17 protein-coding genes are annotated in these 17,053 nt (G+C 47.8%); all 17 read right to left on the bottom strand.

What is annotated here, in order from left to right; all coding sequences use genetic code 11:
* Positions 1-19: 19 nt before the first annotated feature.
* Positions 20-1,360 carry a TrkH family potassium uptake protein gene (locus WKT01_RS09605; protein ID WP_059068784.1) on the bottom strand — a complete coding sequence of 447 codons (1,341 nt, stop codon included), beginning with the start codon at positions 1,358-1,360 and terminating at the stop codon, positions 20-22.
* Positions 1,360-1,827, bottom strand: coding sequence for a hypothetical protein (locus WKT01_RS09600; RefSeq protein WP_059068783.1), 468 nt, complete (start codon positions 1,825-1,827; stop codon positions 1,360-1,362). Before WKT01_RS09600 ends, WKT01_RS09605 begins: the two co-directional genes overlap by 1 nt.
* A gap of 181 nt (positions 1,828-2,008) precedes the next feature.
* Positions 2,009-2,158, bottom strand: a complete 150-nt coding sequence (locus WKT01_RS09595; RefSeq protein WP_270395716.1) for a hypothetical protein — start codon at positions 2,156-2,158, stop codon at positions 2,009-2,011.
* Between the two features lie 129 nt (positions 2,159-2,287).
* Complete coding sequence (locus WKT01_RS09590) at positions 2,288-2,725, bottom strand: precorrin-2 dehydrogenase/sirohydrochlorin ferrochelatase family protein (RefSeq protein ID WP_117974799.1); 438 nt, start codon at positions 2,723-2,725, stop codon at positions 2,288-2,290.
* A gap of 30 nt (positions 2,726-2,755) precedes the next feature.
* On the bottom strand, positions 2,756-3,382 hold the full coding sequence (locus tag WKT01_RS09585) for a precorrin-8X methylmutase (RefSeq protein WP_059068780.1): 627 nt from the start codon (positions 3,380-3,382) through the stop codon (positions 2,756-2,758).
* The gene (locus tag WKT01_RS09580; RefSeq protein ID WP_340312200.1) at positions 3,373-4,365 is read right to left on the bottom strand and encodes a bifunctional adenosylcobinamide kinase/adenosylcobinamide-phosphate guanylyltransferase; all 993 of its coding nucleotides are present in this window, start codon (positions 4,363-4,365) and stop codon (positions 3,373-3,375) included. The genes WKT01_RS09585 and WKT01_RS09580 overlap by 10 nt, the downstream gene beginning before the upstream one ends.
* Positions 4,366-4,415: 50 nt before the next feature.
* Positions 4,416-6,035, bottom strand: coding sequence for a peptide ABC transporter substrate-binding protein (locus WKT01_RS09575; protein ID WP_340312198.1), 1,620 nt, complete (start codon positions 6,033-6,035; stop codon positions 4,416-4,418).
* 10 nt (positions 6,036-6,045) lie between these two features.
* Entirely contained in the window at positions 6,046-7,851 is a 1,806-nt protein-coding gene (locus WKT01_RS09570; RefSeq protein ID WP_340312197.1) for an ABC transporter ATP-binding protein, read from the bottom strand.
* A 7-nt stretch (positions 7,852-7,858) separates the two neighbouring features.
* On the bottom strand, positions 7,859-8,683 hold the full coding sequence (locus tag WKT01_RS09565; RefSeq protein ID WP_340312196.1) for an ABC transporter permease: 825 nt from the start codon (positions 8,681-8,683) through the stop codon (positions 7,859-7,861).
* A complete protein-coding gene (locus tag WKT01_RS09560; protein ID WP_340312195.1) occupies positions 8,680-9,609 on the bottom strand; it encodes an ABC transporter permease in 930 nt (309 codons plus the stop codon). Before WKT01_RS09560 ends, WKT01_RS09565 begins: the two co-directional genes overlap by 4 nt.
* A 9-nt stretch (positions 9,610-9,618) precedes the next feature.
* Complete coding sequence (gene cobA / locus WKT01_RS09555) at positions 9,619-11,172, bottom strand: uroporphyrinogen-III C-methyltransferase (RefSeq protein WP_340312194.1); 1,554 nt, start codon at positions 11,170-11,172, stop codon at positions 9,619-9,621.
* Positions 11,169-12,062 carry a hydroxymethylbilane synthase gene (gene hemC / locus WKT01_RS09550; protein WP_340312193.1) on the bottom strand — a complete coding sequence of 298 codons (894 nt, stop codon included), beginning with the start codon at positions 12,060-12,062 and terminating at the stop codon, positions 11,169-11,171. The genes cobA and hemC overlap by 4 nt, the downstream gene beginning before the upstream one ends.
* Complete coding sequence (locus WKT01_RS09545) at positions 12,053-13,588, bottom strand: cobyric acid synthase (RefSeq protein WP_340312191.1); 1,536 nt, start codon at positions 13,586-13,588, stop codon at positions 12,053-12,055. Before WKT01_RS09545 ends, hemC begins: the two co-directional genes overlap by 10 nt.
* Positions 13,589-13,590: 2 nt before the next feature.
* On the bottom strand, positions 13,591-14,673 hold the full coding sequence (locus WKT01_RS09540; RefSeq protein WP_340312189.1) for a pyridoxal phosphate-dependent aminotransferase: 1,083 nt from the start codon (positions 14,671-14,673) through the stop codon (positions 13,591-13,593).
* Positions 14,674-14,688: 15 nt separating this feature from the next.
* Complete coding sequence (cbiB, locus tag WKT01_RS09535; protein ID WP_340312187.1) at positions 14,689-15,669, bottom strand: adenosylcobinamide-phosphate synthase CbiB; 981 nt, start codon at positions 15,667-15,669, stop codon at positions 14,689-14,691.
* 16 nt (positions 15,670-15,685) lie between these two features.
* Positions 15,686-16,291, bottom strand: a complete 606-nt coding sequence (locus WKT01_RS09530) for a histidine phosphatase family protein (RefSeq protein ID WP_340312185.1) — start codon at positions 16,289-16,291, stop codon at positions 15,686-15,688.
* Positions 16,282-17,052 carry an adenosylcobinamide-GDP ribazoletransferase gene (locus tag WKT01_RS09525; protein WP_340312183.1) on the bottom strand — a complete coding sequence of 257 codons (771 nt, stop codon included), beginning with the start codon at positions 17,050-17,052 and terminating at the stop codon, positions 16,282-16,284. The genes WKT01_RS09530 and WKT01_RS09525 overlap by 10 nt, the downstream gene beginning before the upstream one ends.
* Position 17,053: the final 1 nt, after the last annotated feature.

The raw sequence follows: 17,053 nt of genomic DNA, 5'->3' as shown, positions 1-17,053 counted from the left end.
CTTATAAAAGGAATGTATATCATCCTATCATAATCTGTTCTGCCGGTTCTCTGACAGGCGCTTCGACTTTGTGTCCACGCAGGGAAAGAGCAAATGTCATACTTCCCACTCTTCCGCAGTACATCAAAAAAATCAATACCAATTTCGCGATCACTCCTAATTCTCTTGTGATCCCCGTAGACATTCCTACCGTTCCCATGGCGGAAACAACTTCAAACGCTACATCAGTCACATCAATACCATGGATCGTAACAATGATCAGAACTGCCAGCACAGATAAAAACAAATGTATGCTCATCACCGTACTCGCCTTGCGGATCGCTCCGTCATCCAACCTTCTGCCCAGGACATTGCAATCATGCTTTTGCCGGAGATTTGCGTGGATATACACAAGCAACACCACAAATGTCGTTGTCTTGATGCCTCCTGCCGTAGACCCCGGACTTCCGCCGATGAACATTAATATTATAGTAAGTATTTTACTGCTGTCTGTCAATGCCGCTGTATCCACTGTATTAAATCCGGCAGTCCGCGCAGTCACAGACCCAAACAAAGAGCATAAGATCTGTTCGCCAATGGGTCTCCCCTGTATCGTATTTTCCTGTTCAAATATAAACAGAAGCGCCGCGCCGCCGAAAACTAATACAACTGTCACAAGCAAGGTAATCTTCGTATGCAGCTTGTATTTTCGGAAATGAAACTTATGAATAGAAATATCGTTCCAGACGAAAAAACCGATCCCGCCGATTATGATAAGCAGCATCAAAACTATATTGACAACCCAATCTTTGGAATACGTCGTAAAAGAAGAATATACTCCATTCTCTCCCATAAGGTCAAACCCCGCGTTGCAAAATGCAGATACAGCATGAAAGACTCCAAAATATACCGCTTTGCCCAGTTCCATAGTCTTGCTGAACCGCCAGGATAAAAGCAAGGCGCCTGTTCCTTCAAAAAACAACGTTCCTGCAATGATCTTCTTGGCAAGACGGACAATCCCTCCTACCTGCATGATATTGACACTTTCCTGCAATGTCCCTCTTGTCCACAGTCCGATCTTTCTTCTCAATATAATGGCAAAGAAGACACCGATCGTCATAAAACCCAGACCGCCGATCTGGATCAGCAGCAATATCACACACTGCCCGAACACTGACCAGTACTGAAATGTATCTGCAATAATAAGCCCTGTCACACATGAAGCTGAAGTTGCCGTAAATAAAGCATCCACCGGAGAGGTAAATACCCCTTCCCGAGTGGACGCCGGAAGCATCAAAAGAAGTGTCCCTGTCACAATGATCAGCACGTATCCTATCACGATCATCTGTGTCTGTGTCAGCCGTTTTTCCATTCTGCCCATTATGCCACACCTGCCTCATGTTCCATAAGCAAAAGTTCCAGCCGCTGCAGGAGTTCTTCCTGATGACAAAAAACCGTAAACCCCGCCTGTTTATACAGCTTTCTGTTTGCTCTTTCATTGCACACACCAAATGTCTCTGCCTGCGGATACATCTGCCGGAACAGATTTAAAACAGAGAGATTATCAATATCTGCCTCTCCTGCCGCAATCACACAGCACACATGATCCAGCCTTGGTTGTGCATAAATGCCTTCTATCCAGACGGTCTCTACACCTACCTTTTCAAACCAATCTGTAAGTTCCTTCTTCTCCTTCATGCCGAATACGATAGCTGTCCTGCGCTTTATTTCTTCTTTTTTCTTTAACTCTTGTTCCTGCATTCTCCAGTCATCTAACTGACGCATTAAATACAGTCCATACAGCATGCCGCCGGTCACGATGATACCAAGCAAAAGATCTGTCAACATATCATCACCTTCTTAAAAACTGTTTCCCTTTCTTTATCTGCTTCTATCATACCCATTTTTCTATTAAGACAGTGATAATATTATACGCACGTATATTAAGATTGTGTTTAGAGAAATTTCATATAATTAATATAAAACAGGGAGAATACATGCACTGCACATATTCTCCCTTCCTTGTTCATTATTTTCTGTTCTCTCTATACATTCTTCTTACCGGGACCCGCACGGGCACAGGTTCCTTTATAAGGCCGGGGATCCATCCATTTATGATCTCTTTCAATTTTCTGCCGATCCCACTATTTATCAGTACATAATATCTTTCTATCGTCATCGCATTTGCCTCCTTATATGTTCTGCTTTTCTTATATGCTCTGTTAACAAGTAACTGTCTGTATTTTAGCAGAACAGGAGTTGACTGTCAGTGACTTTATCACTTATTTTATAATACTTTATATCTCTTTTATAAATTTTCTATTTTCTTTCGTATTTCTTTGACCTTTCCAGGTGATCTGCCAGAAGAATTCAGACCGATCACGACTTCCTCTTTTTGCACGATGCTTGGAAAATAGAAATCGCATAGTTCTTTTCTGTCGCATATATTGACCAGTATTTTTCTTTTTTTGCATTCTTCCCATATATGCAGATTAACGTCTTCCCGATCTGTTGCCGCTAAGACGATCTCTTTTCCTTCCAGATCAACATCCTGAAATACACGGCGCATACAGCATATCTTTCCTGTCTGTTCCAGCCTTTCGATCTCCCGGCATACGTAAGGCGCCACCACTGTGATCCGGGACGCAAACATGGAAAGGGTCTCCACCCGGCGTGCCGCGATCTTTCCTGCGCCCGCCACCAATATTCTTTTTTCTGATATATCTACAAACAATGGAAAATACATGTTCTTCTCCTCTCTGCGTGCAAGACGATATCACATATACAGCAGCGCATTTACGATACAGGCTGCTATATTGCTGCCGCCTTTTCTCCCCCGTGCCACGATGTAAGGCGTATCCGGCAAAGACAGGATCAACTCCTTAGACTGTACTACATTGACGAAACCGACCGGCACACCAATGATCAATTCTGGCTTGACTATTCCTTCCTGTATCAGTTCATAGAGACGGATGAGCGCCGTAGGCGCGTTTCCTACGGCAAAGATTAGTCGTTTATCAAGAGCCGCCGCTTTTTCCATACTAATACTGGCTCGTGTGACACCTTCCTCTTTTGCCCTGTTCGCCACATCCTCGTCTGACATAAAGCAGAAGACTTCTCCTCCATACTCTGCCAGTTTCTTCTTATTAATGCCTGCTTTTGCCATCTGTGTATCTGTCACGATACATGCGCCGTTTCGCACTGCATGGAGTGCTTTTTCCACCACTCCTTCCGAAAACAACAGGGTATCCGCATATTCGAAATCCGCACTGGTATGGATACAGCGTTTTACGATAGGTTCTGTCCCCGGCACCAGTTTTTTATTTCCCAGTTCCTTCGTGATGATCTCAAAGCTCTTCTTTTCAATCTCCGATGGAAGTATCCTTTCTAACTCTATCTGCATTTTTCTGCTCCTTTCTCCTGCTTCAGTACGATCTTTTGTCCGCATACGACGCGGATAACGGATGCCGCCCGCTTTGCAATGCACGTACATATCCGCCCTGTTTTCTCCCTGTAGAGTCTGTCAAAGCCATCCACCGGGACAAGTCCGCAACCTATCTCCCCGCTGACGACCACCAGGGTAGGATTCCGTTTCACTATACTGTCTGTAAATATTTCGGGATCCAGTGCCGGATCCTCTTTTAGCAGACGCCGAATATACGTCTCAAAATGAAAGATCCCCTGGCAGGTGTACATATCGTCCCGGCTGCAAGTTCTCCCGTCACACCAGGCAAGATCGGGATATAATTCTTCCGCGGCAGCTCTTTTTCCCTGAAAAGCGCCTCCGATGATCAGCTTCATCTGTTCCGTTTCCTTTCTTTGTTCTTCTCTTTCGGGGAGAGTCCCTTTTATACAAACCGGGATACCATATACGATCTCCGCAGCGTGATCTGCCTTTCTTGTCATCTGGCAATTTATCTCTCCCAGCACTTTTTTATATGCCTGCATCTCCTCCGTATATCGCTCTGTCTCTGAGAAAATCTCATTTGTCACTACTGCCAGGTGCCTGCACCATTTTTGCAGTATTTCGATTCCCTCCAGTATTTCACGCACAGCATACTGTTTCGCTCCTTCTTCCATGTATAACTCATTTGCGGCCAGATTTGACATACATTCCAGAAGCACATAAGGTTTCTCCGTCTGCTCTCTTTTTAAGTTTTCTACTGCCTCTTTGAGTCCGGTATAGCACTCTATCGTAGAGAAACCTTTCCCGGCGCGCAGACGCTTATGCCTCCTGATCTTTTCTTGTGTCTCCTCCCCGCAGGGAACCATCGTAGCAAAGTAGTACAGCTTCCTCTTAGGATCTTCTTTGCTTAATCTCTGTATCAGATTCTCCGCATATTCTGACTTTCCGCTGCCGCTTCCGCCTGTAATGACATAAAACATATCTGTCCTCTTTTCCTTCTTTTTCGTATGTCTGTGGACATATGCACTTTTTATCTTCCTTTTACATCCGCATATCTGTATTCCAAAGCTCCGCTCGCGGGAATCTGCCGGATTCCGGTTATATCCGTATCCACCAGATTACAGCTTTTCATCCCATACAGCGGGATCACATAAAACTGTTCCCCCACTGCATACTGCTCTGCCTCATGCAGAAGTAAAAAACGCTTGTTTGCGTCCAATTCCGTCTCTGATTCCCGCACAAGCGCGTCATACTTCTCATCCTGTATATTACTGCAATTATACGTGCTGTTGGAAAGCAGCATAGACAAATAGGTATACGGATCCGCAAAGTCCGCTGTCCAGTTCATCCGGCACAACTCGAAATCCTTTGCGTGCCGATCCGCATAGTTCGTCTGCAGTTCTTGGGGAACAAGCTTTATATCAATGTGCAGATTTTCTTTTAACTGTGCCTGGATGACCTGCGCCGTATCTGCATCCATTTCCAGCGTCGGATATTTATATGTCAGTACAGGAAAACCCTCTCCGTCCGGATATCCGGCTTCAGCAAGAAGTTGTTTTGCCCTTTCTACATTTTCCGTAAAAGGCGGCGCCTCTTCCTCGGCAAAATATTCTCCCGTTGTTTTGTCTACAAGATATTTGGCCACCAGATTATACGCCGGACTTACATCTTTTCCCACGATCTTACACAGTTCTTCCCTGTCTATAGCCAGGTTGAGAGCTTCTCTCACCCGCACGTCTCCCAGGGGTTCCACGTCCAGATTCGGATAGATATACCGCGTCGCGATCAGTTCTGTCACCATAAGCTCTGGTCTGCCTTCATACAGCTCCATCACACTGGAGTTCAGAGAGGCAGCTATATCTACCTCGTTTGTCTCATAAGCATTCGCCATAGACTGTTGGTCGTCAAAGAAACGGTACACGATACTGTCCAGGTGAATGGCATCTTTATTCCAGTACTGTTCATTTTTCTTCAATACCATGTACTGTTTCGGCTCATACTCGGCAAGATAGAAAGGACCGTTTGAAAGACTGACATCCACCTGTTTATCCCACCCGCTTTGGACCGAATCTGCATACTTTGCACAGGACGGCATATAGACTGGAAGACGGAGCAGGTCCAGAAAATATGCGCATGGTTTTTCTAACTTAAAAATCAGTGTATGTGCATCCGGCGCCTCTGCTCCCAGACTTTCTGCCGGCTTGTCTCCATGGTAGATCGCTTCCGCATTCTCTATGGGGAAGAGATAACTGACATATCCGCTCCCGCTTGCCGGATCCAGGGCACGGGTCATGGTATTTAGGAAATCTTCTGCCGTCACCGGACTTCCGTCGGACCAGCAGGCATTTTTGCGCAGATGGAATGTCCACACCGTCTTTTCTTCATTTACCTCATAACTTTCGGCAGCACGGTACTCGATTTCTCCTTCTTCGTCAAAGGTCACCAGTTCATCCAATGCTGCCGCACTGTACGTAAGAAAGGTCAGCGCGATCGAACCGGACGGATCCATAGACCCCGTATCGCTGCTTACCGCCACCGTGATCGTTTTGCCTTCTGTTTTTGGAAGTTTTTGTGTCTGTATACACCCGGCACCAAAGATAGCCGCGAACATACAAAGCAGGCCTATATATGCAACAAATCGTTTCTTCATCTTTATCCTTTCAAATCTGCGCTGTCATGGGCACGTCCTTATTTCCTTTTCTGTGTTCTTCAGAATACAAAAAGCAGGCCACTTCTCTGTTTCCAAAACAATACCTGGGCGGACTCTCCTTTTCACAGCGTTCCATCTTGTAACCGCACTGTTCCAGATACGGACATCCCTTTCCTGTCCACTCTTTTTTCTCACGGAATATGGTATATTTTTTCCTCCGTGCTTTTTTCGGATCCGGCTCCGGATTGGCTTTTAACAGTTCTTTTGTATACGGATGCCAGGGATCCGAAAGGATATCCTTTGTCTGTCCATATTCCACCAGACTGCCAAGATACATGACGCCTACATTCTGGCTGATCTGATAGATCACATGGAGATCATGCGAGATAAACAGGCAGGCGATCCGCATTTTCTTCTGCAGATCTTCTAATACTCTTAAGATCTGCGCCTGTATAGAAACATCCAGCGCAGACACTGCCTCGTCGCAGACCAGGATTTCAGGATCTCGTATCAACGCCCGTGCGATCCCGATACGCTGTCTTTGTCCTCCGGAGAATTCTTCCGGATATTTTCCTGCATCCTGTGGAGAAAGTCCCACACATACCAGCATCTCCTCCACTTTTTTCCTGCATGCTTCCAGTCCTTCCTTTTTTCTTATGTCTGCGTGAAAGGCTTCTAGAAGCGCCTTTCCTACCGTCATTTTAGGATTAAGGGACGCGTATGGATCCTGAAATACCATCTGGATCTTCTCCAGGCATTCTCTGCGGTTTTTCTTTGGCAGCGCGTCTACTCGCAGCGTTTGATAATATATGGCTCCTCTGTCTGGTTTTTTCTGCCCGGTGATCAACTTTGCCAGCGTACTTTTCCCACAGCCGCTCTCTCCGATCAGACCGAATGTCTCTCCGGCTCGTATGGTAAAGGATATGTCCCGCACGCCTTCTTCCCCGGTTCTTCTTTTTGCTCGTCTGTCCGGATACAGCTTCGCAACAGAGTCCAGCCTTAAAAGAGCTTCTTTTTCTTCTGCCTTCTTACGCTCTTTTCTCCTTGGTTCCTTTATATATTGTAAAAATTCTCTTGTATAGGGATTTTTCGGTTCATAAAAAACTTCTTCTGTCGTCCCTTCTTCTACAAAAGAACCTTCTTTCATTACATACACTCGTTCACACATGGAAGCGATCACAGCAAAATCATGGCTGACAAGTAATACGGAAGCCTTCGTCTCCTTTGCCACTTTTTTCAGCAGTCCGATCATCTGTCCCTGCGCGATCACATCCAGCGCCGTCGTCGGCTCATCCGCAATGATCAGCCTGGGTCTGCAGGCAAGCGCGATAGCTGTCACGACCCTTTGGCGCATGCCCCCGGAAAGTTCATGAGGATATTGCCGCAAGCGCTTCTTAGGGCTGCGGATCCCTACCATATCTAATAATTCACATACTCTCTGCTTTACCTGCCTCTTTTTGCCCCCTTCATGGGCACGTACCGCCTGGGCGATCTGTTCTCCGATTTTTATTGTAGGATTCAGATACGAAAAGGGATCCTGAAAAATCATTGCCATTCCCTTGGGGACCTGCTTTTTTTCTGCCCAGACCGATTCTTCCTTTCCCTGAAAGCAAAGCCGCTTACAAGATACTTTTGCTGTCTCTGTATGCAGTCCCATCAGCGCACGCATGGCAGAACTTTTTCCACAGCCCGATTCGCCTACGATCCCTACGATCTCTCCTTCTTCTATAGTAAAGGAAAGTCCTTTGACCGCCTCTGTTTTCTTTCCGTCTTTATCATATTGTACCTCTAATTTTTCTACTTCAAGCAGGCTCATCTTTCGTCTACCTTCCTGTTTTTTCCCGGTATACTGTTTCCATCCCACGTCCGATCAAATGAAACGCCAGGATCAATATACACAAAATCAATATAGGATACACCATCTGATACGGATACAGCCGCAGCTGACTCTTGGCTTCCTGAATCATCACACCTAAACTTGCCGCAGGCGGGGCGATCCCTACTCCCAAAAAGCTTAAAAACGCCTCTGTAAAAACTGCCTGGGGAACAAGAAACGTCAAACTGACAAGGATCGGTCCCGCCACATTAGGGAGCAGGTGCACCGATAAAATGCGAAAAGCTGGAATCCCCTCCATCTTTGCCGCCTGTATATACTCTCTGTCCTTTTCCCGCAGTATTTCCCCCCGTACGATCCTCGCCACGTCGATCCATCCTGCCACACATATCCCCGCAATGATACTCTCTGCTCCCGCTCCCATAACCAAAGTGAGCAGGATCACATATAAAAGAGACGGGACTGAAGCGATAATATCTGCGATGCGCATGAGGATAAAATCCACTTTTCCCCCTATATATCCAGAAATGCTTCCATACAGGATACCTAAGCTTCCATTGATAAATGCCCCGGCAGCCCCTACAAGAAGACTGATCCGGGCCGCATACCACACCCGCACAAAAATATCCCGTCCAAACTTATCTGTCCCGAACAAATGCAGAATCGAACTTCCCTGGTTCTGTATATTCGCATCAATGTCTGTATACGTATAGGATGAAAATACAGGCACAAACAACGCTGCTGCCGTCCAGCACAGCAGAAGCACAATACCCAGACAGAAGCCAATGTTTTTCTTTCTGTTCAATCTTCTCACCTCTTCTCCAGATATGTGTTTCTTATCCTCGGATCCAGCCATGCACAGAGCAGATCTGTCAAAAGGTTCATCCCGATCACGACGCTTCCCATAAAGACGGTCAGGCCCATGATCAGCGTGTAGTCTCTGTTCATGATAGAACTGACAAACTCCCTGCCAAGCCCCGGTATCGTAAAGATACTCTCCACTGCGAAACTCCCGGTCAGAAGAAAAGCAGACATGGGTCCCAAGTAATTTAACACCGGGATCCAGACATTTTTCAGCACATGAAAAACAATCACCTGCCAAAACTTCATGCCTTTTGCCCTTGCAAGGACGACATACTCTTTTTTCAGTTCTTCCCGTACAGCCTGCCTGACCATTTCCGCCGTTACCGCCGTCGGATAGATAGCAAGACTAAGTACAGGCAGCACATAGTGCACGGGCGATATAAGACCTGTGACAGGGAACCATTTGAGCGTCACGCCAAATATAAGCAGCAACAGAAGCGCCACTGCAAAATTCGGGCTCCCTACTCCAAGAAGGGTGCCGCCTGAAAAAAAGAACCGGGCGATCTTATTTTTAGACAGCGCCCCCCAGATACCTGCCAAAGTTCCCACAACTGCCGCCGCAAGCACAGCTGCAAGTCCCAAAGAGGCTGTCACCGGAGCCGCGCGCTCAATGATACTGGATACCGTCACTCCCTGCTGTTTATAGGAAATGCCCCAGTCTCCTTTCAGCAGATTCGACATATAGGTTTTATACTGCTCCAAAGGCGCCTCATGCAGACCATATTCTTCTTCCATCGCTTCTCTCACAGATTCCGGCACATTCCCACTTTCAAAAGGACTGCCCGGCATGGCACGTGTCAGAGCAAATGTCACGGTAGCCAGGACAAACAGGGAAAAAAGCCCCACTGCGATTCTTTTTATTGTATAGACTGCCATACGTACTCCTTATCTGCCGCCGTATTTCTTAAGGATCAGTTCTTCCATCCCGTCCATGGAGGCCACGGCCGCTACTTCTGTCTGCATGCCGTATTTTCTTGCTTCCTGCGCGGTCTGCTCGCCGATACAGACTGCCTGTATCCCGGAAAACGAGCATCCTTCCATCGCCTGAACAAACCCTTTCACAGTAGACGCGCTCGTAAATGTCACCGCATCGATCTCCCCGCTTTCCAGCATAGAACTGATCTTCTCTCTCCATGCCTCCTCTTTTTGTATACAGGTACGATACAACGCCACATCTTCCACAAAAAGTCCTGCCTCATACAAGGGCGGCGCAAGCAGCGGAGAGCCTTCTTCGGCCCTGAAAATGGTGATATAACTTCCCGGTTTCGCCTGCTTTGCCAACATCCGTCCTAATTCTTCTGCATTATAGATCTTTGGCACCAGGTCGGCAAAGAAACCGACTTCACAAAGCGCCGCCGCGGTGGCGGAACCAATCGCCGCTATCTTGATCTGGGATTCGCGGCACAAAAATGTACGGATATCCATCTTTCTCTTGCGAAGCTGTGCAAAAAAGGCAGAAACACCCACGGGACTGGTAAAGACCATCCACTCCTCCTTCCCTCTCGTGCCTATTTTTTGAAGCGCACAGTCAAATGCCTCGTTCGGTGAGATTTCTTCCGTGCGTATAGCAGGCAGTTCGATCACTTGCGCCCCCAGATCACGTAGCCGCTTTGCAAGGATGGAGCTGTTCTGCACCGGTCTTGTTGTCAGGAACTGCCTTCCTCCAAGACTTCTTTTCTCTGCCCACGCAAATGCAGAAGAGAATCCGCACACCGCGCCTACCAAAATGATAGCGGGAGGCTGTATCTTAGCCTGCTTTGCTTTCTTCTCGATATCTTGAAGTGTGCCGAGCACTTTTCTTTGTTTCGCTGTCGTCCCTTTTTCTAACACCGCCGCCGGCGTAGATTCTTTCATGCCTGCCTCTAAAAGCCCTTTTACGATCCATCCAAGCCGGGCCATTCCCATGAGAAAGAGCAAGGTCCCATCCAGACGGGCCAAAGAAGGAAAATCTATCCGACAGGAACCATCCTTCCTTGCATGCCCTGTTATGACATGAAATGAAGATGTGCAGTCTCTATGTGTGACCGGTATCCCGCCATAAGCCGGAACAGCCGTACAGGATGTGACACCAGGGACTACCTCAAAGGGAATCTGCTCTTTTACAAGCACTTCTAATTCTTCTCCCCCGCGTCCAAACACAAAAGGATCTCCCCCTTTTAAGCGAAGTACCTTTTTCCCTTTCCTGGCTTCCCGCACTAAGATCTTACTGATCTCCTCCTGAGGAACCAGGTGATTCCCGGAACGTTTGCCCACATGTACTTTCTCTGTCTGTGCCGGTATCTGCGTCAGGATCTCCGCACTGATCAAAGCATCATAAACGATCACATCTGCCTCTTTTATAAGCTGCGCTGTCTTGACTGTGAGAAGTCCTAAATCGCCCGGTCCCGCCCCGGCGAGCCAGACTTTGCCAATCTCGGTCTGTTTTAATTGCTGCGTCATCTGCCTGCCTCCTTCTTCATTTTTTCTGCAAGGCTTATCCCCAGTTTTTCTGCCTGCTCTTTGTCTCCGGTGATCACATCCACCCTATACTCCTTCTGTCCCTCCTCATAATAGAGGCCTCTTAATTCCATCATTTCCTGCTTTATCCGGGCATATGCGGCGACCGGAGATGTGCAGCCGCCGTTCAGCGCTTTTACGAAAGCTCTCTCTGCCCTGCCCGCAATCTGGGCTTCTTCATCCCGGACTCCTTCCAAATACGGATACGTCTCACCGTACCTGCCCTGGATGGCTAAGATCCCCTGTCCTGCTGCCGGAAGGATCTCTTCCACGGTGAAATACCTGTCGATGATATCCTCCATCCCAAGCCTGGCAAGCCCTGCCGCCGCAAGGACAGTTGCCGTATACTCTCCTTCTTCCAATTTAGAAAGACGGGTCTGTACATTGCCCCTGATCCCCGCAAACCGGCACTGTGGATACAGCTTTTCAAACTGCAGAGCGCGTCTTCTGCTGGAAGTTCCGATGACCGCCCCTTCCTTCTTTAGATCTGCTTCTGTTCTTCCCCTCTTTAAGAGCAGCACGTCTCTTACGTCTTCCCGCTTTGTGCAGGCAAGGATCGGAAGCCGTTCATCTGTCTCCATCGGCACATCCTTCAAACTGTGCACGGCAAGATCGATCTCCTTGTTCAGAAGCGCCTTATCCAGTTCTTTCACAAACAGACCTTTTCCGCCGATCGCCGCAAGGCTCTTATCCAGGATCTTATCCCCTGTTGTTTTCATGGTGATGATCTCTACTCTTACATGCGGGTGCGCACGCTCGATCTGCTGCTTTACGATTTCTGCCTGTATGACGGCAAGCCTGCTCTGTCTGCTTCCTATCCTGACTATTGACATGGCATCTTATTTCCTTTCTCTATCATTTCATAAATTGCCTGCATATCCAGATTCTCACGCAGGATGTCCGCCAGAAGATCGTACTGCCTTTCCTTATATTCCTTTCGGTCCACCGCTTTTACGCAGTCTGCGCTGTATCCCTTCTTCTTAAGAAGCGCTGCGATAAAACTATGGCTTGCCTCTTTGCTGTCAAAAAAACCGTGTATATAACATCCATATACATTCCCTGCCTGTGCGCCGTCCAGAAGCTCTGCCCGCACGCTCCTCTCTTCTGTCTGCTCCTGTATAGAAAGGAGAGCGCTCCCTCCTTCTTCCAGGATCGTGGTCCCCATATGGATCTCATAGCCTTCCACCCAGACGCCCTCCATGCCTTTTAACTCACCGCCCGGCTTCAACACTCTGCCTTGTACCCTCGTCCTTTTCTTTTCCTTTGTAAATACGGTATGGACGGGAAGCAGTCCTATCCCTTTTACTTCGCCTTGTCTCTCCACCCCGTTTGGATCTGCAATGGTTTTGCCCAGCATCTGGTATCCGCCGCATATGCCAAACACCACGCCGCCTCTTTTCGCGTGCTGCAGGATCTTCGCCTCCATGCCGCTCTGACGCAGCCACAGCATATCTTCCATAGTATTTTTGCTTCCCGGCAGAAGAATGGCATCCGGCTCTCTTATTTCATCCGGATCGGATACATACTGCAGAGAGACCTCCTCCATACATTCCAGCGGCGCAAAATCTGTAAAATTAGAAATACGAGGCGGGCGCACCACTGCGATACAAAGCAGCCCTTTCTTTTCTTTCTTTTCGAACCGGCTTGTCAGACTGTCTTCTTCATCAATATCCAGATGGAAATACGGGATCACACCGCGCACAGCGATCTTCGTACGTTCTTCCAGCATCGTAAGTCCCGGCTTTAAGATTTCCTTATCTCCTCGGAATTTATTGATGATGGTTCCTTTTATCCGTGCTCTTTCCTCTGCTTCTAAAAGCTGGATCGTACCTACGATCTGGGCAAATACCCCGCCTCTGTCTATGTCACCTACAAGCAGTACCGGCGCGTCTATCATCTGCGCAAGTCCCATATTAACGATATCCCCGTCCTTTAAATTGATCTCCGCAGGGCTGCCTGCGCCTTCTGCCACGATCACATCAAAGGTGCGGGAAAGCTTTTCATAGGCTTCCATGATATAGGGGATGTATTCTTTTTTCTTTCTGTAATATTGAGCCGCGGACATGACCCCTTCTACCCTGCCGTTTAAGATGACCTGGGAGCCTGTATCATTGGTCGGTTTCAAAAGGATCGGATTCATGGCTGCTATCGGTGCGATCCCCGCTGCTTCCGCCTGCATGACCTGCGCTCTTCCCATCTCCAGTCCTTCTTCTGTGATAAAGGAATTGAGCGCCATATTCTGGGATTTAAAAGGAGCAGCCTTATATCCGTCTTGGACAAGCACTCGCAAAAGTCCTCCCGTTAAAACACTTTTTCCCGCATTCGACATGGTGCCCTGTATCATGATCGGTCTTGCCATTTTCAGACTCCTTTCTGTTCTTTTGCTTTCTGCCTGTAAATCTGGGAAACTGCCTCTATAAGCTTTTTATTTTCTTCATGGAGTTTTACCGCGATCCGGTAATCTCCCTGTTCAAGTCCCACATAATTCCTACAGTCCCTGATCAAGATGCCTTTCTCTTTCAAAAGAGAAAACAGATCAAAAGGACTGGACAGTAAAATATAATTTGCTGCAGAAGGGATATACGCGATCCCCATCTTTTTTAATTCTTTCTCTATAAAGTTTCGCTCCTGCGCCACATATTTTCGCATCTGCTCCGTTCGCGTTTTCTCTGCCGCCGATAATGCCGCGACGCCTGCCGCCTGTGCAAGCACAGAAACATTCCACGGCTGCATGCAGGCGCGCATGTTTGCAAGGAGTGTTTCGTCCCGGGAAATGCCATACCCCAGTCTAAGCCCCGGAAGCCCGTATGTCTTCGTAAACGCCTCCAGCCAGAACACACACCGGTATTCTCCCTTTCTGACCATCTCTGCGATCCTTCCTGCGGCGGAAGAAAATTCCGCAAAGCAGACATCGAAAAGGACACGGATATGCAGACGTTCACAGGTATCTAAAATCTGCTTTAGAAGCCCCTCTTCGAGCAGTCTCCCCGCAGGATTGGAAGGAGAGCATAAGAATAGTATGTCTGTCGTTTCATCCAGTTTTCCCAAGATCTCCTCTGTCACATCAAACTGCTCTTCCCTTTTTAAATACAGATATTCTATTTCGCACCCCACGCTTTGCAAAGCACGTTCATATTCTCCAAAAGAAGGTACCGCAAGCAGGGCTTTCTTTGGCTGCTCCGCCTGCACCAGAGAAAAAATCAACTCTGCGGCGCCGTTTCCAAAGATACAATCTCTCTGCTCGATCCCTTTTGCCACAGACAGAGCCTGCAAAAGCTCCCGGCAATGTACATCCGGATACCGGGCGATCTCAGACACCGCTCTGTGCACCGCCTGCCGGACTTCTCGGCTTGGTCCGAAGGGATTGATATTTATAGAAAAATCCAACAGCTTGCCATAGCTATAAATATCGCCTCCATGCTGATATTCCAGCTGTTCTTCCATTTCTTGTCTCCTTTCCTACATAAGAAGTACACATGCTTTGCCCCCTCCCAGGATAAGAAGGGTAAGAAATGCCGTCATATACAGCAGTTTCCCTGCACGGACGATATCCTCTGCCTCCGGTTCTCTGTATGGAATACCGATCGTCTCTTTATGCACTCGTTTTCCAAAATAAAACGCATCTCCCGCCAGTTCGATGTCTAATGCCCCTGCGCAGACAGACTCCGTCTGTGCCGCATTCGGGCTGGCATGTTTCCTGCGGTCTTTTTTATATACTTTATACGCATTTTTCCCATCCATCCTGAGTAAAAAGGAAGAAAGGATCATAATGACCGCGCTGACACGCGCCGGGATAAAATTCATCACATCATCCAACTTCGCCGGGATCCTGCCAAGATACAGATATTTTTCATTTTTATAGCCCACCATGGAATCCATGGTGTTCACAGCCTTGTAAAAGAATCCCAAAGGAGCGCCTCCTAAGAGCAGGAAAATAAGCGGCGCCACCTCTCCGTCTGAGGTATTCTCCGCAACTGTCTCCACCGCCGCCTTTATCACGCCTTTTTCATCCAGTGCCTCTGTATCCCTCCCTACGATCATAGAAACCGCTTTTCTTGCCTCTGCGAGCGTCCCTTTCGTCAGTTTCTCATACACCTTTTTGCTCTCTTTTCTAAGAGAGGCCGCTGCCAAAAGCTGATAGCACCAGAACGTCTCCAGACAAAATGCAAATACCGGATGGATCTTTCCTGCCAGAAGCAAAAGCAAACACGGGATGCCTGTACTTACAAGCACGACTGAAACCCAGAGGAAGCCCCCTCCGATCAGAAGCTTTTTTGCTTTCATCTTTTCTTCTGTATATTTTTCACAAAAACCAAAAATCTGCTTTTCCAGAAAAGTGATCCATCTGCCGATCAGACGCACCGGATGATATAACCACACCGGATCTCCGAACAGCAGATCCAATAAAAAGCCTGTCACACATGCCGCCAATGAAACCATCTTTTCTTCCTTTCCTTCATCTTGCTTTCAACGGTGTAATGTCCCGCAGACACCGCTTTCCTTCCCGGAATTTCTTTTCCTCCAGGAGGCCTCTGTATCCTTTGCCGTTTGCCGTCTGCCACGTGTAGAACCCCCGCTCTTCTTCGTCCAGAGCGGACAGGATCGCCATGATCGTACCGCCATGTACGACAAATGCCGCCTTTTTCACTTCGTTTTCTATCCGCAGTGTCTCTATACTGTTTTTAAAGCCCTGCACGCACCTCTTGCGAAACACTTCCTGGGACTCTCCTTTAGGAAACGGCAGCGTCCCGTTAGAGGCAAGCCACCGGATATAGCGGCTGTCCTCTTTTAATTCCTCATAGGTCTTCCCCTCGAATTCTCCAAAATCGCACTCTTTTAGCAGATTTTGTATGCGCAGCCTCTTTCCCGGATATAAAAGTTCTGCTGTCTCTATACACCGTCTCATAGGGCTTACGATCACCTGCGATACATCTGCATAATAAAACGGCGCTTTTTTATACAAGGCTTTCGCATGCTGGGAAAGCGGTTCGTCCGTCCTGCCGATATATTGCCTCTTTTCATTTCCGGCAGTCGCAAGATGCCGGATCAAGATCAATTCCATATCCCGCCTCCTGCCAGCACCATCCCGGTGACCGTAAACAATTCGCACAGAGAGAGAAAATATCCTGCCAGATCGCCTGTGATACCCCCGAATTTCACTCTGCTCATATGTCTGTAATACACAAATGTCACTCCCGCACAGACTGCCGCAGCGATACACATTTGTACGTCCATCCAGGCAAGAAGGCAAACTGCTGCCAGTATCCAGAGGATCATTACAGCCCCCACGGTTTTTCTCTGCGCCCCGTCCTGAAATGTCTTGAGAAGTCCGCTGTCCTTTGCTGTCTGAAACGTTACGACAGAAAGACCGCTCAATGCCCTGGACAGGACAAAAACACAGGCAAGGCAAGGGAGCATTTCCACGTTCACTTCACTGTAGACCGCCGTACTCCACAACAGATAACACCCCATCCACAAAACAGCGAACGCTCCTGCATGGGAATCTTTTAAGATGGCGAGTTTTTTTTCTCTGTCCGCATAAGAAGAAAGTGCATCTGCCGTATCCATCAGCCCATCCAGGTGAATTCCTCCGCTTATAAGGATCGGGATCAACGTAAGCGCCGCTCCCAGAAACAGTGGACCGCAGGAGGTATAGCGAAGCAGAAAAGTCCCTGCAAGATACATGCAGATCCCTGTCACAACGCCTACGACTGGAAAAAAACACATTGCATACTTCATATTTTTCTCCTTCCATTCCACCCTTGGAACAGGAATCTTTGAATACATGGATATCGCGATCAAACACGCCTGTATCAGTCTCATC

Source organism: Mediterraneibacter sp. ICN-202921, assembly GCF_037890075.1.
Classification (GTDB): Bacteria; Bacillota; Clostridia; order Lachnospirales; family Lachnospiraceae; genus Mediterraneibacter; species Mediterraneibacter massiliensis.
This window is presented reverse-complemented; position numbering and strand designations above follow the sequence as displayed.